Origin of the sequence: Halobacillus karajensis, from assembly GCF_900108515.1 — a bacterium.
Lineage (GTDB): Bacteria > Bacillota > Bacilli > Bacillales > Halobacillaceae > Halobacillus > Halobacillus karajensis.
The window spans coordinates 25950-51892 of sequence record NZ_FNWW01000005.1; the positions used below are offsets into that span (position 1 = coordinate 25950).

The window sequence follows — 25943 nt, forward strand, 5'->3', positions numbered from 1 at the left end:
GTTACATACGATTTGCATCTATTGCAAATGGACTTATCTAAAAAGTAAGTCATCTCCTCCTTTAATAATTAAGGAATAAACCTCACCAATCTCCTATTCTCGGGAAATGGATCGCTTTCCGCGGGAGCATCGGTGAGCCTCCTCAAACTTTTCGTCCTGCGGGGTCTCACTAAGCATTCGCTTCAGCGATCTAAGGAGGCTTGCCGTCTTCTACAAGGAGAGCGAGTAGTTTCTCAGCCACCATAAACTCAACAAGACTCTCGGAACTTAGTGCTTACGATAGGGAGCTTCATAGGAAGTTAACTACGATTTTAAAAATTTAAAAATGTGTCACTGAGCTTCACTGAGACGAACTGAGGAGAACTGAGCTCACTGAGTAGTACTCATCGCCTCTCAGTGGATTTGGAGGCTTTAACTGTTTGGTGGTAGGTTTGTTTTATGCGTAAACAGCCAACAAGGAGGACTAGATATGCCTAAACAAATTCCACTCGTCGATACAGATATTCATGAGCGTGTTCAATATCAGGAACTTCTCGAGTATTTGGACGAACCCTTCAAACATTACATTCAAAATTGTCATTGGATTCAAGAGAAACATATGCCATATACTCAACCTTCCGTAGCAGGAGTTGATCGAGCGGATGCCGTCATACCGGACGGCAGACCAGCTGGATCTGATCTGGCCTTCATGCAGGAACAACTTTTAGATGATATCGGTCATGAGTTCGGTATTTTAACGGGAGCGTTGGACCCATCTCCTTCATCCATGCACGGATGGCACGAGATGGCAGTGGCTTTAGCGTCTGCCTACAACGACTGGCAGATTGATAAATGGTTAGACAAAGACGAACGGTTATATGGTTCCGTCCACGTGGCTGCCCAGGACCGTGACGAAGCGGTAAAAGAGATTGAAAGAGTAGGGACACATCCGAAGATGGTCCAGGTACTACTCCCAATTGATGACATCATGTGGGGCGATCCTTACTATCATCCCATTTTTGAAGCGGCTGAGAAGCACAACTTGATGATCGGCATGCACCACAATGAACCACCTGTTTATTACGGAAAATGGCCAAGGTATTTTATCGAATGGCATACGTTAATCCCTACAGCTCATATGAAACAAGTCACCAATATGATTTTTAACGGCGTGTTCGAAAAGTTCCCGAACCTCGGAATGATTATGATTGAAGGCGGGTTTACATTCATCCCTCATATGATGTGGAAAATGGATCAACAGTATAGGGACTTACGTCATGAAGTTCCATGGTTGAAGAGAAAGCCAAGTGATGTGATGAAGGAGCATGTGCGATTCTGCACACAACCATCAGAAGAATTAAATAAAAAAGATTTTATGTCACTTATTGAGCAAATGGGTACAGACGAAATGATTTGTTTTGCCACGGACTATCCTCACTGGGATTACGATTCCCCACACCGGGCTTTACCAAATTTGGACCCTAAGCTTAAAAAGAAGATTTACTTCGAGAATGCTAAGAACTTTTATCCTAAAATTCCGGACACAAAGGAGAGATAACATGAAGGAACAAGTGGTTTGTAAGACAACGGATATCCAGCCAGGTGAAATGATGGAATCCTATTTTGGAAAACAAAATGTCTTAATCTGCCGTACCCCGGATGGTGAGTTTTACGCCTTCATGAATCAATGCAACCATCAAGGGGCTCCTCTTCATAGGGGCATGATTTGTGGAGCGACCACAGATCAAAGTGAACCCGGGGAATATCATTACTGCCATAAAGGCGAAATTCTCCGCTGTCCTTGGCATGGGAGAGAATTTGATATTAAAAATGAAGGAAGAATGCTGGCTAATCCAGACAAAAAAATCCCAAGTTTTAACATCCGTATTGAAGATGAAAAAGTCATCGTGTATAAATAATTCCCAAAAAGAAGGTGATGAACATGAATATGAACCAAACGGAAAATATATCTGACGTCATTATTATTGGCGGAGGTCCTACTGGCTTATTTGCGGCTTTCTACGGTGGAATGCGGGAAATGTCAGTGAAAGTGATCGACAGCTTACCTCAGCCGGGCGGCCAATTGAGGGCTCTATACCCTGAAAAATATATTTACGATGTGGCTGGATCACCGAAAATCTTAGCTAAAGATCTAGTGCATCAGCTGGAAGAACAAGCCAATCAATTTGATCCAGAAATGTGCTTGGAAGAAAATGTTCAGAATGTAGAAAAACTTGAAGAGCATCTCTTTAAAGTAACAACAACAAAAGCCATCCACTATACGAAAACCGTTTTAATTACGAGTGGCGCAGGGGCCTTTCAGCCACGACGCCTCAAGCATGAATTGGCTGATAAGTATGAAGGGAAAAATCTTTTTTATTCCATTACGGACCTGCAAGCCCATAAAGGGCAGCGTGTATGTATTTCTGGTGGCGGAGATTCTGCCGTTGATTGGGCGCTCATGCTTTCAGAAATTGCAGAGGAAACCACGCTTGTCCATCGGAGAAATCAATTTAGAGCCCATGAACATAGTATCAATCAATTAAAAGAGACAAATGTAAAAATCAAAACCCCGATGGCCATCGATGATCTCGTTGGTACAGAAAATCAGATTCAATCCGTGGTGTTAAAAGAAACCAAGGGGGATAAATCTGAAAACTTAGAAGTCGATGCCCTGATTGTGAACCATGGATTTCTCTCAAGCTTGGGGGCAATTAAAGAGTGGGGACTGGAGATTGAGAAGAATTCAATCGTTGTCAATCAGAAAATGGAAACAAACATTCCAGGAATCTATGCAGCCGGTGATATTACCACCTATGACGGGAAAGTAAAGCTGATTGCAACTGGTTTTGGTGAAGCGCCAACCGCTATTAGTCAGGCGAAACATTATATTGATCCTCACACAAGGGTACAGCCTCCGCATAGTACAAGAGTGTTAGGCGGGGCATAATCCTTTGTTATTACAAGCCAAACGGGCCGACCTGTTCGATAATTATCTAAGTGTTTTATTTGATCTATTTCTTACGTTTATGAAAATCAGCCCCCTCACTTTTGGTGGAGGGATTGCAATCATCCCTCATATTGAAAGTGAAATAGTCAGCAAAAAAAAGTGGTTCTCAAAGGAAGATGTGCCCGAGGTTATAGCAATTGCTCAATCTGCTCCAGGTTCGATCGCTATCAACTCTGCCATTTATATCGGTTACATGGTTCGAGGGCTAGGCGGCGCCCTTGCCGCAATGGCGGGCATGCTGGTTCCCTCTGCTCTTATCATCTTTGGGTTAACTTATCTGTTCTTAACCTATCAGGATTTATCCTTTATTCAGAATGCCTTCAAAGGGATCCGCCCTGCTATTATCGGTCTTATTTTATTTGCTTCTTTTAAAATCGGCAAAAGTGCGGTAAACGATCGCTTCACCCTGTTCTTATTCATCATCGCAGCGGTCTTGCTGTTCTGTTTCCACCTATCTCCTGTGTTTCTGATTATCGGAGGGGCTATAACAGGGTGGTTCTATCATGCTTGGGTTCGTAAAGGGAGCTGAATTTATGCTCTTGTTCCAACTCTTTATTGAATTTTTTATGATTGGTTTGTTTGGGTTTGGCGGAGGATATGCCATGATTCCATTAATCGAACAAGCTGTACGTCAACATGACTGGATGTCCCACCAACAATTCACTGATATCATTGCCATTGCAGGATCAGCCCCTGGACCAATCGCCACAAATTCTGCGATATTTATAGGCTATCAAACAGCGGGAGTTGGGGGAGCCATTATAGCAGCAGGCAGCAATTTACTGCCTTCCTTGCTCATTGTGATCCTGCTCATCCAACTCATTGCCCGTCATGCGCATACTCAAGGGTTGAGTTATAGTTTATATGGGGTTCACCCAGTGGTAACGGCGTTAATTTTTTATGCAGGAATTCGAATGGGGATTCAGAATGATCTTTTTTCAAAATCAGCAGATTATCCTCAATATTTGATCATGTCTTTTGCGGTTATCCTGCTGTTCAAAAAAGTGTCGCCTGTTTGGGTGATCGGTCTTTCAGGCATCTTGGGCATTGTCATTTATGGCTTTTAAAGGAGGAGAAACAGAATGATAAAGAAAAATATGTACATTAACGGAGAATGGGTACCGGCAGAGAATGGTACCACTCGTACGATAATCAATCCCTTCAACCAGGAACCAATAGCAGAGGTTGCTGAAGGGGATGAAACAGATACTCAAGCGGCTATCCATGCAGCCAGATCAGCTTTTGATCAGGGGAAATGGCGTCACACCCCTGCAATGGAACGAGGCAAGCTTGTGCTGAAAATTGCTGAATTGATTGAACGTGATCAACGTGAGTTAGCGGAGCTTGAAACATTGGATTCAGGTAAAACCTTAACGGAAAGCCTTGATGATATGAAGGATATTGCTGAAGTGTTCCGTTATTATGGCGGCCTTGCTGATAAAGATGGAGGGGAAATGATCGAATCCCCGATCCCTGAATCTAAAAGTAAAGTCGTACGTGAGCCTGTAGGCGTTTGCGGGCAGATCACACCGTGGAACTATCCACTCCTACAGGCTTCCTGGAAACTGGCGCCAGCGCTAGCTGCAGGTAATACTCTTATCATTAAACCGAGCGAAATCACTCCTTTGACCACCATTAAAGTGATGGAACTGATTGAAGAAGCAGGTGTACCTAAAGGTGTGGCAAACTTGGTTTTAGGTTCCGGGCCAAAAACAGGTCAGCTGCTTGCTGAGAGCCATTCCGTTGACCTTATTTCCTTTACTGGCGGAATTGAAACGGGACGCAAAATTATGACCGCCGCTTCAGGAAACTTTAAGAAAATCGCGCTTGAACTCGGCGGAAAAAACCCGAATGTTGTCTTTGATGATGCAGACTTTGATACAGCTGTAGACCAGGCATTAAACGGTATTTTCTTTCACGCTGGTCAAGTATGCTCAGCGGGTGCTCGACTTCTCGTTCAAGAGTCGATTCACGATGAATTCATTGAGGCTTTGGTGGAGCGCACGAAGCAAATCAATCTTGGCAATGGATTCAATGACTCTACTCAATCCGGGCCTCTTATCTCCAAAGAACACCGTGATAAGGTGGAAAACTATGTACAAGTCGGCTTACAAGAAGGAGCGAAGCTTGTCGCAGGTGGCAAACGGCCGGAAACGAAAGAACTGCAGGATGGCTTCTTTTTTGAGCCGACGATTTTTACGGAATGTGAAACCTCCATGCGGATTGTTCAAGAAGAAACGTTTGGCCCATTATTAACGGTTGAACGTTTCAGCACCGAAGAACAAGCGGTCGAATTAGCGAATGACTCTAAATATGGACTAGCTGGAGCTGTTTGGACAACCGATATAAGGAAAGCAGAGCGTGTAGCCGGCGAACTACGGATGGGGACCGTATGGATCAACGACTTCCATCCTTATTTTGCCCAAGCACCATGGGGCGGCTATAAAGCTTCTGGCATCGGTCGTGAGCTTGGAAAGCAGGGACTTGAAGAATATACCGAAGTAAAGCATGTATATGAAAACACCAACCCCTCTCCTCTTCATTGGTTTTAAAATCACACCCCTTATATAGAAACGTTTGAATGGTTAAGAAACAGTATACAAAGTTCTAAAGGTAGATCTCCCTTTTGTTTTAGGAAGGGAGGTCTATTTTGTTATCTCTTCCTATGCACACGTTCAGGGTAAGAGGATTTCTCAAGTACTCTTGTTGCTGCAATAGGAAAAGGATAGAATGTGCATAGTAGTGACTAGAAGGAAAGCGAGTGATGAATTTGAATAAAATTGGTGTCTTAACGAGTGGGGAAGATGCACCAGGAATGAATGCGGCTATACGTTCAGTCGTTAGGTCAGGTCTATATTATGGAATAGAAATGGTTGGAATCAAGTATGGTTTCCAAGGCATTTTAGATGAAACAATGGGGGATATGAAGGCAGCATCTGTAGGCTCGATTATTCAGCGAGGAGGAACCATCCTTCAATCATATAAAAGTGAAGAGATTACTACCAATCATGGGCAGCAGAAAGCCATTGAAATATTGAAAAAGCATGGAATTGACGGCCTTGTGGTTATTGGAGGAAGAGATGCTTTAAAAGTTGCCGCCTCATTAGCCGAAAAAAACTACCCTTGTATCGGAATTCCAGCCACCATTGATAATGATATTCCATTTGTAGAAGAGGCGATTGGTTTTGATACAGCTCTCAACACAATCATAGAATATGTAGATCGTATCCGTGATACGGCCTCTTCGCATGAGAAATCCTCGATTATTGAAGTGATGGGAAGAGATACAGGGAACCTTGCATTATGGGCCGGGCTCGCCGGCGGAGCGGAAAATATTCTAATACCAGAAAAGCAAGAAGACGTAGAAGGAATTGTGGAAAAGATTAAAAACGGAAACCCTAGAGACAAAAGGTACAGTATTATCATCGTTGCAGAAGGATGTGTGAGTGGAATCGATCTCAATACCAAGCTTAAAGAGGAAGCAGGTATAGAATCGCGGGTCACTGTGCTGGGCCATACGCAGCGGGGTGGTGCCCCTACCGGTAGAGATCGAGTTTTGGCTAGTCGTTTAGGAGGATATGCCGTTGATCTATTGTTAAATAATGAATTTGGAAAATTAGCAGGGGTGGAAAATAACAAGACTGTGAGTTATCCCTTTAATGAGGTGTTTTCACAAAAACATCATATCAATGAGAGTATGTATGATTTGACTGGAAGATTGTCGATATAAAAGGAAAGGCTCATCATAAAAAGGATCCGCATGACTGATTCTTTTTTGCCCTGAAAACTACGAACTTGGTACTACCCCTGTAAAGCACAAATAGATAAGGGTGTGGAGTCAGGGACAAGCTTGCATATATAACACTACCGTAAAAAGTTACGTGGGAGAGTAAGACACCTGCTCTGGCTAAGCACAAGTATGCTCTAAGTGACAGGTGGGTGCTGTATGGAAGAGGAAGAGATACTTTTTTATTTATCTGCCGTTAGAAGAAATAGGGCGATATTTCTAGGAAGGTCGAGGAGGATTGCTAATGACGCGGAAACTATACTATTTAGATGCCTATCAAATGGAATTCAAATCAAAGGTTACGAACATAGACGAGGATGATCGTGGTCCCTATATTGTGCTGGAGGAGACGGCATTTTACCCGACCGGCGGCGGGCAACCGCATGATATAGGAATATTAAATGGAATCGAAGTGATCGATGTCGAAGAAGTGGAAGGTGAAATCCGTCATTATACAAAAGAAAAATTTCCAGATGGGATAGAAAATGTGCAGGGGACCATTGATTCAAAGCGGAGAATAGACCACATGCAGCAGCATTGCGGGCAGCATATCATCTCCGCGGTTTTCCATGACCAATTCGAGATCCTGACAACGAGTTTCCATTTAGGAAAAAACACCGTGACGATTGACCTGGATACAGAGCGTCTTACTGATGAACTTGTGCGAAGGGCGGAGGACCAAGTAAACCAGATCATTCGGGACAACGCTCCGGTGGAATCGAAGTGGATGTCTGTCGATGAGGCGTCAGATTATCCGCTTCGTAAACCGCTCGTTGTGGAAGGAGATGTTCGTCTTGTTATCATTCCGGGCATTGACTACAACGGATGCGGAGGGACACACCCACGTTTCACTGGTGAAGTGATGGCTGCCAAATTCCTTGGGTGGACAAAGAATAAGAAGAAGGTCCGTTTGGAGTTCGTATGCGGGCATCGGGTTCTTGATAAGCTGGGGCAAAAGCACCGTGTACTAACTGAACTGAAGCGGATCGTTCAGAAGCCAGAATCAGAACTTGTAGCAGAAATCGGCGAGTTAATCAAGTCAAATAAGGAAAGAGACAAGCAGATCGCTGATCTTGAAGAACAAGCTCTTAAATATGAAGCAAAAGACATTATTGCAAATTCGCAGGACAAGCAAGTCATTCAGTGTGTGTTTAAAGACCGCCCCATTCAGACGCTGCAGTCCCTGGGAAAAGCTATTATCGAACAAGCCGCTTATGCTTATCTTATTTTGATCAGTGAACAGGAACATCAGCTGCAGTTCGTGCTCGCTCATGGGGAAGATCTAGATCGGAATATGAATGAAGTCGCTAAAAAAACGATGCCTCTTATTGAGGGAAGAGGCGGAGGTAAACCGAATTTTGTGCAGGGAGGCGGTAAGCGGCTAATAGACGGGGCTGCTTTTGCTGAACGAGTAAAGAGTCTATTATGATGAATGAAACCACTATCTATTAAGTCATGTTGGCCATGATCTTCATATCTTAGGTTTAAAAACAGGGAACTTCCATAAGGGAGGTTCCTTGTTTTTTAATCCCAAATGTTTGAATTCAAAAAAGGTAAATCCCTATGATGTACAATGTATATTCACTATCTTGTGATGAAAGCGTATACATATACATCCCTATGGGTGCTAAAATGAAAATGTGGAAGGGGGGACAGTCGAAGTGGAACTCAACGAAAGAAGTAACAAAATTCTTCACGAATTAGTTGTCAATCCGAGAATTACAAGTACGACACTTAAAAAGAAATATGACCTTACACGGAGACAACTTGGCTACAGTTTCAATAAAATCAACGATTGGTTGGTGTCTCACAATTTTCCCGAAATTGAGCGTACAAGGCAAGGTCAGTTCATCATTGATCAATCCATTTTTGTTCGTATGAACGGAGAACATCAGTCAACGGTAGAAACGGGAGTATTATCGGAAAGGCAAAGGGTTCACTTAATTATCTTGATGCTTTTAAGCAGAGAAGAACTGTCCTTGAACCATTTTACCTTCGAATTGGATTTTAGTAAAAATACGATTTTGAATGACTTGAAGCAGGCCCAGTCTTTCTTGGCTCCCTATGGTGTGACCATTAAATATTCGAGGAAGACAGGCTATTTGCTGGAAGGGAAAGAATTTCAAATTCGTCGCGTTCTGATTAAGATTACTTACGAACTGTTGATGCACACCGGGGCAAGCAAAGTGAAAGAAATGACTCCTCTATCTTCAGAGCAATTGATTAGATTCAAGCAGCAAATTGAGAAATTTGAAGACAAACTTAACATTCAATTCACTGATGAAAAGATTGAAATGATGCCCTACATTCTGGCCTTAACCCTAAGAAGGATTGAAAGAGGTTTCGTCATCTCCAACTTTCCGTTAAAGCATAAGGATGTTTCGAGTACCAATGAATATCAAGTCATAGGAGAAATTTTTGCATCGATCGACATTCCTGAAGAAGAACGTTTATTCATGACCCTTCATTTATTGACGACAAACGTGTATCGGTCTGAGGAACTGGCGGATATTGATTCGATGTCTGATTTAATTGCAATCATCGAACATATGCTTCAGCTTTTTGAGAGAAGTGCTTGTATTTATTTTCAAGATAGAGAGCAGCTGGTTGATAAACTCTTTCAACATATTCGCCCTGCCTACTACCGAATCAAGTATGGGCTGACAGAGACACAAGTCATTCAAGATTCTCTTGCAGATGAACTTAAAGAAATCCACCACCTTGTCAAACGGTCCATCGCTCCTCTGGAAAGCTTCATAGGAACAGAAATTCCAGATAATGAGGTCGCCTATTTGACGATGTTGATCGGTGGGTGGATGACGAGACAGGGAGAGAGTATGGAGAAGAAAATCAAAGCGGTTGTTGTGTGTCCGCAAGGGGTTTCGGTATCTCGCTTGTTGTTCAATCAGTTGACCGAGTTGTTTCCTGAATTTATTTTCTTGGATTCTTTATCCAAACGCGAATACATGGAATATGAATTGGATTTTGATTTTGTTTTTTCCACAACCCCGTTGGAAGGTGATGAAAGGGTGATTGTGTGTCAGGCTATTCTAAATCAGGATGACCGTTTGCGCTTGAGGAAACAAGTCATGATGGAAGTACAAGGATATATCATGAATGATATTCATGTCGACCAGCTCATGGATATCATTAGGAATCATACGAATATCCACAATGAAAAAGCTCTGGTCAAAGAGCTGAATTCATACGTTCACTGTGATGAAGAATCATCCATTAAACAAAGTTTGGAGAGAAGAACTCTTCACTTAGATCAATTGATTTCTTTGGATCACATAACTGTGAAAGATTCGGTCGGTTCTTGGGAGGAAGCTCTCCGAATCGCTTCTGAGCCGCTCGTTATGAGAGGGTATGTGGAGCAAAGGTACGTGGATACGATGGTTCATCAGACGGAAAGGGACCCTTATATTATTATTGCTCCCCATTTTGCTATCCCCCATGCAGCTCCTGAGGATGGAGTGAAAAAAGCAGGGATGAGTTTATTAAGAGTGGAACAAGGGGTTTCTTTTAGCCAGGATGAGACCGTTCATGTCATTGTCGTCATTGCTGCCGAGGATAAGAAAAAGCATATGCATGGGTTGATGCAATTGATGAACTTAGCGGGTTCAGACCGAGATCGGACCAGACTCATTCAAGCGGATGAAGCAAAAGAGATCCACCAGCTGATTCAGACTTATTCTGTTGAATGAAATAGTGAAAATATCTTATATAATGTGGTGAATATGATGAGCAATATCTACTTTAATGAATCTGTCATTCTACTTAACGTAGAGGCAGCTTCCAAAGAAGATGTACTAGAAAAAATGGGTCGTAATTTATTCGAACAGAACTTAGTGAAAGAGAGTTTTATTCCCGCCATTATCGCAAGGGAAGAAGAGTATGCGACGGGACTACCGACAGCAGGAGTAGCGGTGGCGATCCCCCATACAGATGTGGAGCATGTTCTGCGTAAAACTATCAGCGTAGGGGTGTTGAGGGAGACTGTCGAGTTTGGTGTTATGGGTGATGAAATGGAAACGATTCCAGTCCGGATCGTCTTTTTACTAGCTATGGATGAAGCACATTCCCAGTTAACCTTACTTCAACAGTTAATGGGTGTTTTTCAAACAAAAGAAGTTCTATTATCCATTCTTGAAGAAGAAAATAAAACGAGCATCAGAAGTCTTTTAGAAGAAAAGTTGGACTTCGGTGTCCTTGAAGGAGAGAAATAATTATGGCTAAAAAGCAAGTATTGGTTGCGTGTGGAGCAGGAATCGCAACATCGACAATTGTAAGTGGAGCCATTGAAGAGATGGCAAAAGATAAAAACCTGGACCTCGACCTTGTGCAAATTAAAATTGCAGAAGTAGGCGGTTATGAAGATACAGCTGATTTGTTGGTGACAACAGCGATGACGCAGAAAGAATATCCGTTTCCCGTCATCAACGCAAGGTCTTTTTTAACAGGAATCGGAACGGATACAACGAAAAAGGAAATTTTGACAGCGCTTCAAAAATAGAAATCTATTAAAAAAGGAGAGGAATTATTATGGCAAAGAAACAAGTATTGGTTGCGTGTGGAGCAGGAATCGCAACATCGACAGTTGTAAATGGGGCCATTGAAGAGATGGCAAAAGACAACAATTTGGACGTCGACCTCGTCCAAATTAAAATCTCAGAAGTAGGTGGATATGAAGACACGGCCGATTTGTTGGTTACGACAGCTATGACTCAAAAAGATTATCCATTTCCGGTAATCAATGCCAGATCTTTCTTGACTGGGATTGGAACAGAAGAGACAAAAAAAGAAATTCTACAGGAACTTCAAAAGTAAAGGAACAACACTTTTTGTCACCTGTTAGAACGAGGGAGGACTATACATGCAGGGTTTCGTCGACATCGTACAAGGTTTTTTAGACTTAGGGGCAACAGTCATCTTGCCTGTCGCCATTTTCTTATTAGGCTTGCTATTCGGCCAGAAACCAGGGAAAGCCTTTCGATCTGGTTTGACGATCGGAGTAGCATTTGTAGGGATTTTTTTAGTTGTCGATTTGCTTGTCCATAACTTAGGACCAGCGGCACAAGGGATGGTCGATCGTTTAGGCGTGGAGCTAAACGTTATTGATGTAGGGTGGCCGGCCTCTTCTTCGATTGCCTGGGCGTCTGTTGTAGCGGCTTTCATCATCCCATTGGGACTAGTTGTCAACGTTATCATGCTTTTGACAAGAACAACGAAAACAATGAACGTCGATATTTGGAATTTTTGGCATTATACATTTATGGCCGCCATGGTGTATGCGGTATCGGGAAGTATTATTCAAGGGTTGATTGGAGCGGTCATTTTCCAGGTGGTCTGTCTAAAAGTGGCAGACTGGACAGCACCTATGGTCAGTAAGTTCTTTGACCTTCCTGGTGTTTCAATTGCTACAGGAAGTACCATCTCTTATGCTCCCGGAATCTTTTTAGTTCAACTATTGAATAAAGTTCCTATCGTGAAAAATTGGAATGCAGATCCGGATACGATTCAGAAGCGGTTTGGGATTTTCGGAGAATCCATTTTCATCGGCTTATTTTTGGGCGCAGCGATTGGAGTTCTTGCTGGTTACAGTGTGGGAGAAGTCATTGAAATCGGGATGGCTATGGCGGCAGTTATGGTTCTGATGCCTAGAATGGTTAAAATTCTTATGGAAGGATTAATGCCGGTGTCTGAATCTGCACGTGAATGGTTATCGAAACGCTTTGGTGATCGAGAAATTTATATTGGATTAGATGCAGCTGTTGCTTTAGGACACCCGGCTGTTATCTCAACGGCTCTGATTCTAGTCCCTATTACAGTTGTTCTAGCCGTCATCCTGCCAGGGAATTCTCTTCTTCCATTCGGGGATTTAGCCACCATTCCATTCGTTGTCGCTTTTATTGTTGGAGCCGCACGGGGAAATATCGTTCATTCCGTCATCGTCGGAACACTGATGATTGCCTTATCTCTCTATATGGCTACGGACGTTGCCCCCGTGTTCACAGAGATGGCAGTAAATGCTGATTTTGATATGCCGGAGGGGTCTGCCAAAATCTCAAGCATCGACCAAGGTGGAAACTTGGTCAATTGGATGATCTTCAAAGTATTTAGCTTGTTCAATTAACTGGAGGGATAAGGTTGAAAGCACTTGTGAAGACGGAGCTTGGATATGGAAATTTAGAAGTTCAAGATAAACAGGAACCAGAAGTCGGCAAAGGACAGGTTAAAATTGAAGTGAAATATACGGGGATATGCGGATCGGACATCCACACATATGAAGGGCACTATAAAGTGAAAGTTCCTATTACGCTGGGACATGAATTCTCTGGAGTTGTTGTCGATGTTGGAGATGACGTCACAGAGTTTGAAATTGGTGATCGCGTCACCTCTGAAACGACCTTCTATGTCTGTGGGGAATGCAAATATTGTAAAAGCGAGGACTACAACCTTTGTAATCATCGTAAAGGATTGGGTACTCAGCAGGATGGCGGATTCGCCAAGTACTTAATTGCCAGGAAGGAAAGTGTCCATCACCTTCCATCACAAGTGGATTACAAATCAGGAGCGATGACAGAGCCACTTGCTTGCACTTATCATGCTGTTGAAAAAACGGTGATCAAGCCCGGGGATTTAGTTGTCGTCATTGGACCAGGACCCATTGGGTTGTTTACAGCTCAAATCGCTAAAAGCCGAGGAGCCAGAGTTGTCATTGCTGGGTTGCCCCATGACCAAATTCGATTAAGTAAAGCAGAAGAGTTTGGTATTGACTATGCCATAGATATTCAAAAACGAGATCTCCAAGAGTTAGTCAATAGTCTTACGGATGGGTACGGAGCAGATGTAGTCTACGAATGTTCGGGAGCGGTCCCAGCTGCAAGTCTAGCCTTAGACCTGTTGAGGAAAAAAGGACAATATGGACAAGTCGGGATATTTGCGAAGCCGGAAATTGAGTTTAACTTAGAAAAAATTATCCAAAAAGAAATTCAGGTCATCGGCAGTCGCAGTCAAAAATCTGCCGATTGGAAGCCCTGTCTCGATCTGATGAACAGCGGCCGAGTGAACGCTCGCTCACTGGTCACTCATGAATTCCCAATTACAGAATGGGACCAAGCCTATCAAACCATCAAAAAAGGAGAAGCCATCAAAGTTTTGTTGACTCCGGTTGATGAATAAAAAAGAAATGAGGTTTTTAAATTGGTAGATGCATTTCTTGAATTTCTGCTAGGGCCGATGCGATCTATTGGAGAGGTTTATTTTGAAAACCAAATGATCTTCAATTCAGTCATTGTAGGTGGAGCATGTGTAAAAATATTGAATAAAAGATCTTTATCCCGTTCCGAGTCTGTAGAGGAAACGGAAAATGTGCAGGAATAGAAGGTGAGATACATGAAGACTCTGAACCTTTATGGAACACAAGATTTACGATACGAAGAGAGGCCTAATCCCGTTATGACCGGGGAGAATGACGTTGTTATAAAAGTGATGGCCGTAGGGATTTGTGGGTCAGATGTTTCCAGGTATAAGAAACTTGGACCTTATATAGAGGGGATGACCTTTGGCCATGAATTCTCCGGTGAAGTTGTTGAAACAGGATTAAAGGTGGACCAGATCAACGTAGGAGACCGTGTGGCAGGATGTCCAACTTTTTACTGTGGAAAATGCCATAGTTGCTTAAAGGGAAACATATCCCAATGCGAAAAATTGACATTGATTGGAGCACGTCACCCGGGTGCTTACGCTGAATTCGTCCGTCTTCCTGCCACACATGTTCTTCCCCTTCCTGACAACGTTAATTATGAAGCTGCAGCTATGGTTGAACCGTCATCTGTAGTCGCTCACGGATTTTATCGAACGAGTTTACAACCAGGATCCACTGTAGCCATCATGGGCTGTGGAAGTATAGGGTTATTGGCTGTTCAATGGGCGAAAATTTTTGGCGCGAAACAAGTAATCGCTATTGATATTGATGATCAGAAACTGGAAATAGCAGAGGAAATAGGGGCAGATGTGTTGATCAATCCTACGGTTCATTCCCCTTATAAGCGTGTAGCAGAAGCCACAGATAAGTTAGGGGCTGATTTAGCTGTCGAATGCGCAGGCTCTCCGATCACTTCCGAACAAATACTTGCTCTTCCTAAGAAGGGTGGGGAGGTTCTCTATATGGGGATTCCTTATGCTAATGTAGATATCGAACGGTTTTATTTTGAAAGAATCGTCCGTAATGAGCTAAGAGTGATTGGGTCTTGGAATGCTATTTCCGCGCCTTTTCCAGGGAAAGAGTGGGAATCAACGCTTCACTACATGAGTCGTGGGCAGTTGAATATTCAACCATTAATTTCTCATCGATTGTCATTAAAAGAAGGACCCGCTATGTTCGAGAATTTGATCAATCAAAGCGGTTCTTTCATTAAAGTTATGTTTTATCCGCATCATACCATTTAAGAGTGTAGATATAGGCCGCTGCTCGCGGTCTTTTTTTATGTCAAAAAAATTTAACTTCCATGATTGTAGAGGTTTTCATGAAAAGACAACAAAAAATAAAGAGTAATTATTACTGTTTACAAATAGTAATCATTACGATAATATATTTGTTATCAAAAGGAGGTAGGAAAGTTTGAAGAAATTATGGGGGATATTTAGTTTAGTTACTGTTTTGTTTGTATTGGCCGCATGTGGGGAAGAGAAAACAACCAGTAGTGAAAGTCAACAGGGGGAGCAGGAATCGAAGGAAGAATTAAAGATATTCACGACGGTCTATCCTCTTCAGTTCTTTACTGAACAAATCGCAGGAGGTGCGGCTTCCGTGGAATCTATTTTGCCACCAGGGTCTGATCCGCATACCTATGAACCAACCACCAAAGAAATGATAGCTATTGCAGAAGCGGATGCTTTCATTTATAACGGAGCTGGTTTGGAGCCATATGCCCATCAAATCTCTGATTCTATTGAATCGGAAGACGTGCAGATTCTAGAAGCATCAAATGGAATTGACTTAGAAGAGCATGTACATAACCATGCGGGAGAAGGTGCGGGTGATGATCCACATACGCACGAAGAGGAAGAAGGTCATCACGATGAGGAAGATGGCCATCATCACGGTGATGAAGATCCTCATATATGGCTTGATCCTTTGCGTTCCATCCAAATGGCGGAGCATATCAAAGGCACGCTTGTAGAATTGCTGCCAGAGCAAGAAGAAGCGTTTAACAAAAATTTTGAAGCGCTAAAGGGGAAACTCGAAGATTTAGACCAGGAATTTCATACGGAAATTGAAGGCTTACCTGGGAATAAAATGATTGTTTCTCATGCAGCTTATGGGTATTGGGAGCAAGCATATGGGATTGAACAGCTTGCGATTTCCGGTTTGAGCCCAACGAATGAACCTTCCCAGAAAGAAGTGCAAACCATAATTGATTTGGCTGAAGAATATGGGCTGAACCATGTGTTTTTTGAACAAAACGTGACTCCTAAAGTGGGAGAGGTCGTGCGAGAGGAAATAAGTGCTGAGATTTTGCGGATTCATAATCTATCCGTCCTCACAGAAGAGGATATTCAAAATAAGGAAGACTATTTTTCCATTATGCAGCACAATTTAAAAGCGTTAACTAAGGCGTTAGCCGATTCGAAACCAGTTTCTGAAAAAGAGGAGAAGGACGGACATGACCATGATCACAATCATTCCCATGATCAAGGGGAAGAAAAAATATATGAGGGATATTTCAAGGATAGTCAAGTGAAAGATCGTCCGCTATCCGATTGGGAAGGAGATTGGCAATCGGTTTACCCGTATCTTCAAGATGGGACACTTGATGACGTGTTCGCTCATAAAGCTGAAGAAGGAGACAAGACGGCGAAAGAATATAAAGAGTATTACACAGAAGGATACCAAACAGATGTTGATCGGATCGTTATTCGGGGCAATACGGTATCGTTTTATGAAAAGGGTAAAGAAACATCTGGTGAGTATCACTACGATGGGTACGAAATTCTGACATATGAAGCTGGAAATAGAGGGGTACGGTATATTTTTAAACGAAGCGAAGAAGTAGAAGAGCTCCCTGCCTATATTCAATTTAGTGACCACAGCATTGATCCGACAGTGGCTGATCACTATCACTTGTATTGGGGAGACGATCGAAATGCTTTATTGGAGGAAGTCACCAATTGGCCGACATACTATCCATCCCACATGAATGGTCAAGAAATTGCTCGTGAAATGATGGCACATTGATTTAATGATTTAAATGAGTAGGGCTGAACAATGAGAGGAGGGGGTATCGCTACCATAGCCTCCGATCCCCGCTTAGAACTTTTCCTATTCGGTTAGACTAACTTGTATTGGAACATGTTATGATTAGGACCTTGGATTATTTCTAACATAGCTTTTAGTCAATGATGGGGAGGTTTATAAATGGATAATAATGATATTGTCATTAGGTTAAGATATGCCTTGGATATAAAAGACTCAGATATGGTTGAAATCTTTAAACTTGGAGGATTCGATCTCACTCAGGAAGAAGTGAAAAAGGTCCTCACTAAGGCAGAAGATCATTATGATAACGAAGATGATGAAGTTTACGAAGATGAAGATCATATCAAATGCACGAATAGTATGCTGGAGTCGTTCTTGAATGGTCTGATTATATTCAAACGAGGACCGCAAGAACCTAAAAACGGTCAGCCGAATAAACCAGACCGATCAATCAAGAACCATTCCAGTGTGAATAATGTCATGCTGAAAAAAGTGAAAATTGCATTAAAATTAACGAGTGAAGATATTATCGATATTTTAGATGCTGCAGGGGTCACCATTACCAAGGGCGAATTAAGTGGTTTATTAAGGAAAGAAGGACACAAGAATTATCGGCAATTTGGTGATCAATACGCTAGGAATTTCTTGAAAGGATTAACGATTAAGTATAGGGGGTAAGTAAGCTCCCTTGCTCTGTTTCTTTTCATTAAAGAGGGCTTTCCATTCAATGGGCCCTCTTTTGTTTAATCTATCTAAAAAATGACAGAAGGAATGTCATAACATGAAGTGTAAGCCGTTTTCTTTATTTCCATTTGTTTTCCTTATAAGATAGAAAGTAGGTTAATCATTTTGTATAGAAAGGATGAAACATATGAAGGTTCTCGTTGTTGGTGCTAATGGTCAAGTGGGGAAACATCTTGTACAGATGATTCAAGCTAGTGAAAGCTTAAAAGCGAAAGCAATGATCCGTAAAGAAGAACAAGCTTCCTATTTTAATGAGTTAGGGGCAGAAACCGTCGTGGTAAACTTGGAAGATAACACCGATACTATTGCTAAAGCTTTTTCTGACGTAGATGCGGTTGTATTCACGGCTGGTTCTGGACCAAACACAGGACCTGATAAGACAATCTTAATCGACTTAGATGGGGCTGTTAAAACCATTGAAGCAGCGAAGAAAACAGGTGTCGAGCGTTTTGTCATGATTAGTTCATTTGATACTACCCGTAAGGCCATTCAGAGTGCTCCTTCATCATTTGCCCCATATGTCGTTGCTAAGCATTATGCAGATGACTGGTTACGAAGAACGAATTTGGATTATACGATTATTCATCCAGGAATACTTACGAATGATAAGGGGAACGCACAGGTAGAGGCTGCTGAAGCAGTTGATAGAGGTGAAATTCCTAGAGAAGATGTAGCAGCTGTGATTTTAGCTGCATTGAAAAATGAATCGACAATCGGTAAAGAATTCCAAATCGTTGGTGGGAAGGAATCGGTGGAGAAAGCCATCCAATCCCTTTGAAAAAGTATCCGGAAGGTAAGGCAATCTGCAGGGGAGCAGATTGCCTTTCTTTATAATCGGGTTATAACCTATCTGGAGGATCGATCGAGATATTTTTCCTTTTAATGGTGTGAATTAGGTGTTTTTTTTGTTTATATCACAGGTACATATTTATGAATTGAACAATAATCTATAAATATTCTTCCTATGATTTTAGAAAAATAGGTTTAATGAAATGAACGATCGGGAATTAAGGATATAAGCCTTTCAAGACTGTGAACTCTTGAGAGGCTTATATTTATGTTTTTAATTTGTGTGTAATTATTATGTAATATCATTAAATTAATATAACAGTTGAGTGGTTAATGGTTGTATTATTAAAAAATGTGTTATTATAAGTTTTGTGAAACAACCCACTTACCATTATTCTTGTGTTTTATCATAGTATTTGTTAGTATATAAAACTTGATTAAGGAAACAACAATAGATTGTGTTTATAATTAACGGAGGTTTTAAGATGTTTTCAAAGTTTAAAAAGAAAATGAAAGACCCCGCATTTAAAAAGAAATTTTGGATCTATACTGCTGTTATAGCGATTTTCTGGGCAAAGATGTCCTTTGTTCAAGGAGGCATTTTTACACTGGATGTCGAAAATGCTAACGAAGCAGCTATTTTAGCTTTTAATCCATTGAGCAGTATATTCCTCTTATTTGGAGTGGGGATTCTTCTAGCAGGTCGAAAAGGGCTGCTGGGCATGTATATTCTTGGATCAATTTTATTATATGTAAACGTCTTGTTTTATCGAGAGTACCATGACTTCCTAACCATCCCTATGTTAGGACAAGCGGCCAACTTGGCAGGGTTAGGTGGAAGTATTACCGATATTTTATCTGTCACTGATATTTTCTTATTTATAGATATCTTTGCTGCTGTTTTTCTATTATTCTATTTAAAACCAGGACGCCTCCAAAGTTTTCTCCCTAAACGAAAAGAAGGGTTGATTCTGGCTATGATTGCGATTCCTTTGTTCCTCGTGAACTTAGGGTGGGCACAAACGGAGCGTACGGAGTTGTTACAACGAGCGTTTGATCGCAATATGCTCGTTAAATATATAGGTGTTCTCAACTTCCATGCCTATGATATCGTCCTGCAGGGACAAACAGAAGCGAAAAAAACTTTTGCTGATAGTAATGCGCTTGCCCCTGTATTGAACTATTTGAATGAGAAAGAGACAGAGCCGAACAGGGATATGACTGGAGTAGCGGAAGGGAAAAACGTGATCGCTATTTCTCTCGAGAGTACCCAGACCTTTGTGGTTGATAATACACTGAATGGGAAAGAACTCACCCCATATTTCAACGACCTTAAAGAGGAAGGAGCTTACTTTAGTAACTTCTATCACCAGGTGAAACAAGGACGTACCTCTGACTCTGAGTTTATGCTCGATAATTCATTGTATGGATTGAACCGCGGTGCGGCTTTCTTTACCCATGCAGGGAATGAATATCAAGCGACTCCGGAAGTGCTTGGGGAAGAAGGGTACACGACTTCCTCTATGCACGCCAATGATGAAACTTTCTGGAACCGTAATGTGATGTATGATTCACTTGGCTATGACAAGTTTTATTCGAAGGAAGATTATAATGTAACAGAAGAAAAATCCTATGGGTGGGGTTATCTGGATGAATATTTCTTTAGTGAATCCTTAGAGAAAATGGAAGAAATGGATCAGCCGTTTTATAACAAAATGATCACATTAACGAACCACCATCCGTTTACACTTCCTGAGGATAAGAAATTCATTGAGGAAGGTAACACATCCAGTGAAACGTTGAATCGTTACTTCCAAACGATCCGCTACCAGGACGAAGCGTTGAAACAATTCGTTGAGGAATTTAAAAAGTCCGATTTGTATGATGATACAATTCTGGTCATCTATGGGGATCACTTCGGAATTTCCGAAAATCACCAGCGAGCCATGGGAGAATATCTGGATAAAGATATTAACGAATATGAACAGTTTCAACTTCAGCGCGTCCCTCTTCTTATGATCGGGGAAGGCATTGAACCACAGGAACATGATACCGTTGGTGGGCAAATTGATTTACGTCCAACCATTATGAACCTTCTAGGCGTCGAAGATGAAAATCCTATCCAATTTGGACAGGATCTCTTCAGTAAAGATCGTCGTGAAATGATGATTACCCGAGATGGGAACTTTGCCAACGAGAAATATGTCGGTGTGAATGGAAATTGTTATGAACGAGAAACAGGTGAAAAAGTAGAAAGCGAACAAGCATGTGCTCCTGGATTTAAGGAAGCAGAGGAAGAACTTGCTCTCTCTGATTCCGTTGTTTATGGAGATCTCCTTCGTTACCTTGATGAGATCAAAATGATTGAGGAAAAGGACTCCTCTGACAAGAAGAAAGAATAAGATCTGGCAAATAAGCTTGTAGAGACACTTAGGTGTCTCTACAAGCTTTTTTATTTTCCTCTGCATGATAAATAGATTCATTTTGAATCATTTTAATAAGGAGGATTATCCTGCTTCCGTAACAGTCATTGATTTAAAAAGCAAGACCCAGAACCGTTCACCCCTCCAAAGTAGAAAGTCCATAGTTAATGAAATGATTGATCATGACAGCCATTTCCTTCGGTGATTGATCCATATCATTTTCGATCCAATCTTTAATGACGTGAATGGCCCCACTTATTACAAACGTACTTAAATATTCGGATTCTTCCCATTTTACGGCAGAATCCTTCATCCAGTTATTCATCATAAATTGTTGCGTTAATTCCATCATTCGCTTTTCAAAAGTAGGAATGGCCTCTTTATTCAGCAAGGTTTGGAACATGAGTTTATTTTCTGTGACGTATTCTAAAATTTTCTCGGTCATTTGAATAGACTCTTCTTCTCGTTCGTAGCTGTAGCTATGTAGGTATTGGTTCATATCGGCCGTGATTTCTTCTTCTATTTTACTTAATAAGTCGTACTGGTCAGCGTAATGGGTGTAAAAGGTGGAACGGTTGATATCCGCAATGGCACATATTTCTTTCACAGTAATGTCTGATAATGGCTTTTGGGCTAAAAGGGTAATCAGGCTTTCTTTTAATACTTTCCGAGTATATTTTTTTCTTCGGTCTAATTTCTTGTTCATATAAGAAGCTCCTTTTTGTTAAATTTATGTGACAATCCAACAGATGTATTCGATATGTTGGGAAACTAACGATAAATAAGGAACTGTTTGTTGAATATCCAACACAGTGTTAATAAAATGATAAAGTGAGTAAATGGGATTTGCAAGAGAGGGTGACGTCTTATTGATGGTTTGATATCAAGGATGATTAAGCATAAGAAAAGTATTGTCATTATATTTATGATTATAACCTTACTCAGTACGGTCGCGCAGTTCGCCGTCTCGGTCAATTATAATATGGTTGATTATCTTCCGAAGGATTCTCCGTCCATGGAGGCGATGGATCTGATGGAAGATGAGTTCGATGAACCTGTGGAGAATGCGCGTGTCATGGTTAAAGAGGTCTCGATTACAGAGGCCCTTACCTATAAGGAAGAATTAGAATCGATTGAAGGAGTCAGTCAGGTTACCTGGCTTGATGATGTCGTCGATCTAAAAGTGCCTCTGGAAATGGGCAATTCGGATACGATTGAGTCCTATTACCAGAACAATTCCGCTTTGTACTCTTTGCATATTGATGAGGGATATGAAGTAGAGGCAACGGATGAGATTTATCAACTAATTGGTGAAGAGAATGCGGTTTCTGGGGAAGCCGTGAATACGGCAACATCACAGAAAATGGCCGGTAGTGAATCGATGTATGCCGGAGCCCTGCTTGTTCCGATCATTATACTGATTTTGATCTTATCCACGAATTCATGGATGGAGCCAGTGTTCTTCTTGACAGCAATCGGGGTATCTGTGCTTATAAACTTAGGAACAAATATTTTTATTGGAGAGGTGTCCTTTGTAACCCAGTCAGTAGCCCCTATTCTGCAACTGGCGGTTTCGCTTGATTATGCGATTTTCCTTCTCCATAGTTTTTCTGATTTCCGTAAAGAAGTCTCAGACCCTAAGCAAGCGATGCAGCTTGCGATTAAACGGTCCTTTCCTGCGATTGTTGCTAGTGCATCGACAACCTTTTTCGGGTTTACAGCTCTTACCTTCATGGACTTCGGCATCGGAGCCGATCTCGGATTAAATTTGTTGAAAGGTATTTTATTGAGTTTCATCAGTGTCATGGTCTTTTTACCAGCATTGACATTGATGTTCTACCATTGGATTGACCGCACTCAGCACCGTTCTTTTGTGCCCGATTTTAAAAATATCGGCAAGCGTGTCATGAAATTACGTATTCCAAGTTTAGTTCTAATCGTATTGATTATTGTTCCTGCCTTTTTGGCCCAAAGCCATACATCATTTATCTACGGAACTGGTGAACATCCGCAGAACACGAGGGCAGGTCAAGATGTAACAGCGATTCAGGAAGAGTTCGGGAAGAATATGCCGATGGTTTTACTCGTTCCTGAAGGAGATAGAGGGAAAGAGGAAGAGCTTGTCCAAGAGTTAGAGGACCTTCCACAAGTTTCTAGTGTGCTTTCATATGTCAATACGGTAAGCGCAGCGATTCCGCCGGCCTATATAGAAGAATCGGTGACCGAGTCTTTTTATTCCGGTAATTATGCTCGAATTACTCTATATACGGATACGGATGCCGAAGGAGAAGAAGCTTTTTCTCTAATTGAAGAAGTTCAAGCGAAGGCGGATTCTTATTATGATGAAACCCATCTTTTAGGGGAAAGTGTAACATTATATGACATGAAAAATATCGTTCAAGATGACAACAAGCTAGTGAATTGGATGACGATCCTTACAGTAACACTGGTCCTCTTGGTAACATTCAAGTCGATCTCTATTCCACTTGTGTTGTTATTGACGATACAAGCCTCCGTCTGGGTTAACTTGTCATTTCCATACTTCATGGAGACCCCGCTTGTTTATGTCGGCTATCTGCTCATTAGCACCATCCAGTTAGCAGCGACCGTCGACTATGCGATATTATTTACGGAAAATTATAACCATCTTCGAAAAGAAATGTCTGCACGGCCAGCGATTAAGAAAACCATCGATGATAAAATTTTTGCCATTTTTGTATCGGCTTCGATTTTATCAAGTGTTGGGTTTATTTTATGGGTGACCTCTTCCAATCCAATTGTGTCATCCATTGGATTACTGCTTGGACGCGGGGCACTGCTTGCATTCATTATGGTTGTATTCGTGCTTCCCGCCTTGTTGGTTGTACTGGACTATATAATTAAAAAGACAACATGGAAAGCAAACTTTTATAAGGAGAAATGATAATGAGAGCACAACGTATGACTGCAATATTCCTTGCGTTTCTTCTTGTTCTTGGGACTGCTCCGGTTGCTCCGGTATCGGCAGAGAAAAATGACTCATCAGAAGAAGGAGATAAGGAGAAAAAAGGGTCCTATTCCGAAAAGCATGAAGTGGTCTATGCGACACTTAACGCAGCTGGTGATCAAGAAGAAATGTATGTCGTCAACAATTTTACGATTGAAGATCAGGGGAAGATTGTCGATTATGGCCCTTACACAAGCGTCCAGAATCTGACAGACCTCACTGAAATTCAACAAAAAGAAGAGAAAATTGAGTTAACAGCACAAGAAGAAGAGTTTTATTACCAAGGAAATTTGGAGGGGAAGCCCCTTCCTTGGGATATCAATGTTTCCTATCAATTGAATGGGGAAACGTTGCCCCCGGAAGAATTGGCTGGAAAAGACGGTGAGCTTCAGATTAATATTGATACTCAGAAAGATGAAAAGGTCGAAGAAGTCTTTTTCAATAATTATTTGATGCAAATTACACTTCAATTCGATTCCAATATTTATGAAAACATTCAAGCTCCAGAAGGATCGGTGGCGAATGCCGGGAAAAACCGACAAGTGACGTTTACTGTTATGCCTGAAAAAGAGGGGAGTTTTGCTGTAAAGGCAGATGTTTCAGACATGGAAATGGAAAGCATCGAGTTTGCTGCCATTCCATCTTCCATGTCCATTGATGCTCCTGATGTCGGTGGCATGAAGAACGATATGAGTTCCTTATCTGATGCTACAGCAGAAATTAATAAAGGTGTAGGTGAGCTGAAGACAGGAATTTCTGACCTAAACAATGGAGCCGCAAGTCTCTATGACGGTTCTAAGGAATATAAAAGCGGGATTCAGGGGGTGAGTAACGGTTCTTCAGAGCTCGTTGAAGGATCAGCTTCTATTAAAGCCCTCCTACAGCAAATGAGTGATTCTGTCCGTGCAGGTTCCGGTGAAATAGATCTAAGTGACTTGACGAAGATGGAAGATGGACTCCGCCAAATTGCTGGAGGACTGAAGAAAACGGAAGAAGGCCTTACGAATTTAAAAGATCGGTATGGGCAAGCTAACCAGGCATTGAGCCAGTCGATTGAGTCCCTGCCTGCTTCCCAAATTTCAGAAGAAGACATTCAGAAATTGTATGAAAGTGGAGCAGATAAGGAAGTCGTCGACAAGCTTGTGGAAACTTATAAGGCGGCAAAAACAACAAAAGAAACATACGCAAATGTAAAAGAAGCTTTTAATGCCGTTGGCCCTTCCTTAGAAAAGAGTATCGGCTCCCTGAGTGAAATGAGTAGCAGCCTCCATTCGATAGCTGACCAAGTAGGGAACAGTCTTGACAACATGGACATTGCACAATCGCTGAAGGAACTGCAGCAAGGATTGCAATCCATGTCGTCCAACTATAATGAATTTCATGCAGGTCTTACTGAATACACGAGCGGTGTTGATCAGCTCGCTGGTTCATATGGAGAACTCCATAGCGGTATCGGGGAATTGACCAATGGAACGTCCAAATTGGAAAGCGGTGCAGCTGAACTTCATAATGGAACTTCAGAACTGGCCTCATCCACAAGTGATCTCCCTGGTCAAATTGATTCAGAGATTGACCAAATGGTAGATGAATATGATAAATCTGATTTTGACCCCGTCTCATTTGTATCCTCACAAAATGAAAACGTAGGTTCTGTACAATTTGTCATAAAAACAGAAAGTATAAAAAAAGAGGAAGAAGAAAAGCAAGCTCCCGAGGAAGAAGAGGAAAAAAGCTTCTGGGATCGCTTGTTGGACCTCTTTAGATAAAAAATTAAAAGCCTTCTCTCTATTTAACAATGAGGGAAGGCTTTTAATTTTTTAGATCATAAGGCAACCAAACGTTAATTTAAAGGATTGGCTTAAATTTGTGGGAAATCAATCGCCCTCTTGTCCATTTATTCTTTGGTGTATGAATATCGATCGGTCTGCACAAATTAAGGAAAAGAAGAATGGTAAGGGAGG

General features: G+C 41.6%; 23 protein-coding genes. 22 read left to right on the plus strand and 1 reads right to left on the minus strand.

Annotated features, from left to right (window positions below):
* Positions 1-469: 469 nt before the first annotated feature.
* The 20 genes from BLW54_RS11275 to BLW54_RS11370 all read left to right on the plus strand — a co-directional run bounded on the left by BLW54_RS11275 (position 470) and on the right by BLW54_RS11370 (position 20975).
* On the plus strand, positions 470-1537 hold the full coding sequence (locus BLW54_RS11275) for an amidohydrolase family protein (protein ID WP_051744115.1): 1068 nt from the start codon (positions 470-472) through the stop codon (positions 1535-1537).
* A gap of 1 nt (position 1538) precedes the next feature.
* Complete coding sequence (locus tag BLW54_RS11280; protein ID WP_035508206.1) at positions 1539-1898, plus strand: Rieske (2Fe-2S) protein; 360 nt, start codon at positions 1539-1541, stop codon at positions 1896-1898.
* A 23-nt stretch (positions 1899-1921) separates the two neighbouring features.
* Positions 1922-2929: an NAD(P)/FAD-dependent oxidoreductase gene (locus tag BLW54_RS11285; protein WP_208598922.1), complete on the plus strand. Its 1008-nt coding sequence runs from the start codon at positions 1922-1924 to the stop codon at positions 2927-2929.
* A 4-nt stretch (positions 2930-2933) separates the two neighbouring features.
* Positions 2934-3518 (plus strand): chromate transporter, encoded by a 585-nt coding sequence (locus tag BLW54_RS11290; protein ID WP_081867066.1) that lies wholly within the window; start codon positions 2934-2936, stop codon positions 3516-3518.
* Complete coding sequence (locus BLW54_RS11295; protein WP_051744116.1) at positions 3493-4056, plus strand: chromate transporter; 564 nt, start codon at positions 3493-3495, stop codon at positions 4054-4056. Before BLW54_RS11290 ends, BLW54_RS11295 begins: the two co-directional genes overlap by 26 nt.
* A gap of 15 nt (positions 4057-4071) precedes the next feature.
* Positions 4072-5541, plus strand: coding sequence for a betaine-aldehyde dehydrogenase (gene betB / locus BLW54_RS11300; RefSeq protein ID WP_392387196.1), 1470 nt, complete (start codon positions 4072-4074; stop codon positions 5539-5541).
* A 218-nt stretch (positions 5542-5759) separates the two neighbouring features.
* Positions 5760-6719, plus strand: a complete 960-nt coding sequence (pfkA, locus tag BLW54_RS11305; RefSeq protein WP_074735049.1) for a 6-phosphofructokinase — start codon at positions 5760-5762, stop codon at positions 6717-6719.
* Between the two features lie 301 nt (positions 6720-7020).
* A complete protein-coding gene (locus BLW54_RS11310) occupies positions 7021-8205 on the plus strand; it encodes an alanyl-tRNA editing protein (protein WP_074734721.1) in 1185 nt (394 codons plus the stop codon).
* Between the two features lie 232 nt (positions 8206-8437).
* On the plus strand, positions 8438-10483 hold the full coding sequence (locus tag BLW54_RS11315; protein WP_074734723.1) for a BglG family transcription antiterminator: 2046 nt from the start codon (positions 8438-8440) through the stop codon (positions 10481-10483).
* A gap of 33 nt (positions 10484-10516) precedes the next feature.
* The gene (locus BLW54_RS11320; RefSeq protein WP_341853313.1) at positions 10517-11005 is read left to right on the plus strand and encodes a PTS sugar transporter subunit IIA; all 489 of its coding nucleotides are present in this window, start codon (positions 10517-10519) and stop codon (positions 11003-11005) included.
* Positions 11006-11007: 2 nt separating this feature from the next.
* A complete protein-coding gene (locus BLW54_RS11325; protein WP_074734725.1) occupies positions 11008-11292 on the plus strand; it encodes a PTS sugar transporter subunit IIB in 285 nt (94 codons plus the stop codon).
* Positions 11293-11321: 29 nt separating this feature from the next.
* Positions 11322-11606 (plus strand): PTS sugar transporter subunit IIB, encoded by a 285-nt coding sequence (locus BLW54_RS11330; protein WP_035508216.1) that lies wholly within the window; start codon positions 11322-11324, stop codon positions 11604-11606.
* Positions 11607-11652: 46 nt separating this feature from the next.
* Positions 11653-12912, plus strand: coding sequence for a galactitol-specific PTS transporter subunit IIC (locus BLW54_RS11335; RefSeq protein WP_074734727.1), 1260 nt, complete (start codon positions 11653-11655; stop codon positions 12910-12912).
* Between the two features lie 14 nt (positions 12913-12926).
* Positions 12927-13961 carry a zinc-binding dehydrogenase gene (locus BLW54_RS11340; RefSeq protein WP_035508220.1) on the plus strand — a complete coding sequence of 345 codons (1035 nt, stop codon included), beginning with the start codon at positions 12927-12929 and terminating at the stop codon, positions 13959-13961.
* Between the two features lie 21 nt (positions 13962-13982).
* On the plus strand, positions 13983-14162 hold the full coding sequence (locus tag BLW54_RS11345) for a hypothetical protein (RefSeq protein ID WP_074734729.1): 180 nt from the start codon (positions 13983-13985) through the stop codon (positions 14160-14162).
* Between the two features lie 12 nt (positions 14163-14174).
* Complete coding sequence (locus tag BLW54_RS11350) at positions 14175-15230, plus strand: galactitol-1-phosphate 5-dehydrogenase (protein WP_074734731.1); 1056 nt, start codon at positions 14175-14177, stop codon at positions 15228-15230.
* Positions 15231-15402: 172 nt separating this feature from the next.
* Positions 15403-17019, plus strand: a complete 1617-nt coding sequence (locus BLW54_RS11355) for a metal ABC transporter solute-binding protein, Zn/Mn family (RefSeq protein WP_083391523.1) — start codon at positions 15403-15405, stop codon at positions 17017-17019.
* A 180-nt stretch (positions 17020-17199) separates the two neighbouring features.
* A complete protein-coding gene (locus BLW54_RS11360; protein WP_074734735.1) occupies positions 17200-17718 on the plus strand; it encodes a YehS family protein in 519 nt (172 codons plus the stop codon).
* 193 nt (positions 17719-17911) lie between these two features.
* Positions 17912-18562 carry an SDR family oxidoreductase gene (locus BLW54_RS11365; protein ID WP_074734740.1) on the plus strand — a complete coding sequence of 217 codons (651 nt, stop codon included), beginning with the start codon at positions 17912-17914 and terminating at the stop codon, positions 18560-18562.
* Positions 18563-19058: 496 nt separating this feature from the next.
* A complete protein-coding gene (locus tag BLW54_RS11370) occupies positions 19059-20975 on the plus strand; it encodes an LTA synthase family protein (protein WP_083391524.1) in 1917 nt (638 codons plus the stop codon).
* Between the two features lie 157 nt (positions 20976-21132).
* Here the strand turns inward: BLW54_RS11370 and BLW54_RS11375 are convergent, their stop codons facing one another.
* The gene (locus tag BLW54_RS11375) at positions 21133-21702 is read right to left on the minus strand and encodes a TetR/AcrR family transcriptional regulator (RefSeq protein ID WP_035508231.1); all 570 of its coding nucleotides are present in this window, start codon (positions 21700-21702) and stop codon (positions 21133-21135) included.
* A 183-nt stretch (positions 21703-21885) separates the two neighbouring features.
* Here BLW54_RS11375 and BLW54_RS11380 point away from each other — a divergent pair, with 183 nt between their 5' ends.
* Both BLW54_RS11380 and BLW54_RS11385 read left to right on the plus strand, forming a co-directional pair.
* Positions 21886-23919, plus strand: a complete 2034-nt coding sequence (locus tag BLW54_RS11380; RefSeq protein WP_167358811.1) for an efflux RND transporter permease subunit — start codon at positions 21886-21888, stop codon at positions 23917-23919.
* A gap of 2 nt (positions 23920-23921) precedes the next feature.
* On the plus strand, positions 23922-25748 hold the full coding sequence (locus BLW54_RS11385) for a methyl-accepting chemotaxis protein (protein ID WP_074734742.1): 1827 nt from the start codon (positions 23922-23924) through the stop codon (positions 25746-25748).
* Positions 25749-25943 lie beyond the last annotated feature (195 nt).

Coding starts and splice junctions, on each gene's coding strand:
- BLW54_RS11295 (WP_051744116.1), top strand. CDS start 3,493: ATGCTTGGGTTCGTAAAGGGAGCTGAATTTATGCTCTTGTTCCAACTC.
- BLW54_RS11275 (WP_051744115.1), top strand. CDS start 470: ATGCCTAAACAAATTCCACTCGTCGATACAGATATTCATGAGCGTGTT.
- BLW54_RS11350 (WP_074734731.1), top strand. CDS start 14,175: ATGAAGACTCTGAACCTTTATGGAACACAAGATTTACGATACGAAGAG.
- BLW54_RS11385 (WP_074734742.1), top strand. CDS start 23,922: ATGAGAGCACAACGTATGACTGCAATATTCCTTGCGTTTCTTCTTGTT.
- BLW54_RS11325 (WP_074734725.1), top strand. CDS start 11,008: ATGGCTAAAAAGCAAGTATTGGTTGCGTGTGGAGCAGGAATCGCAACA.
- BLW54_RS11360 (WP_074734735.1), top strand. CDS start 17,200: ATGGATAATAATGATATTGTCATTAGGTTAAGATATGCCTTGGATATA.
- BLW54_RS11365 (WP_074734740.1), top strand. CDS start 17,912: ATGAAGGTTCTCGTTGTTGGTGCTAATGGTCAAGTGGGGAAACATCTT.
- BLW54_RS11285 (WP_208598922.1), top strand. CDS start 1,922: ATGAATATGAACCAAACGGAAAATATATCTGACGTCATTATTATTGGC.
- BLW54_RS11320 (WP_341853313.1), top strand. CDS start 10,517: ATGATGAGCAATATCTACTTTAATGAATCTGTCATTCTACTTAACGTA.
- BLW54_RS11375 (WP_035508231.1), bottom strand. CDS start 21,702: ATGAACAAGAAATTAGACCGAAGAAAAAAATATACTCGGAAAGTATTA.
- betB (WP_392387196.1), top strand. CDS start 4,072: ATGATAAAGAAAAATATGTACATTAACGGAGAATGGGTACCGGCAGAG.
- BLW54_RS11335 (WP_074734727.1), top strand. CDS start 11,653: ATGCAGGGTTTCGTCGACATCGTACAAGGTTTTTTAGACTTAGGGGCA.
- BLW54_RS11380 (WP_167358811.1), top strand. CDS start 21,886: ATGATTAAGCATAAGAAAAGTATTGTCATTATATTTATGATTATAACC.
- BLW54_RS11370 (WP_083391524.1), top strand. CDS start 19,059: ATGTTTTCAAAGTTTAAAAAGAAAATGAAAGACCCCGCATTTAAAAAG.
- BLW54_RS11310 (WP_074734721.1), top strand. CDS start 7,021: ATGACGCGGAAACTATACTATTTAGATGCCTATCAAATGGAATTCAAA.
- BLW54_RS11330 (WP_035508216.1), top strand. CDS start 11,322: ATGGCAAAGAAACAAGTATTGGTTGCGTGTGGAGCAGGAATCGCAACA.
- BLW54_RS11280 (WP_035508206.1), top strand. CDS start 1,539: ATGAAGGAACAAGTGGTTTGTAAGACAACGGATATCCAGCCAGGTGAA.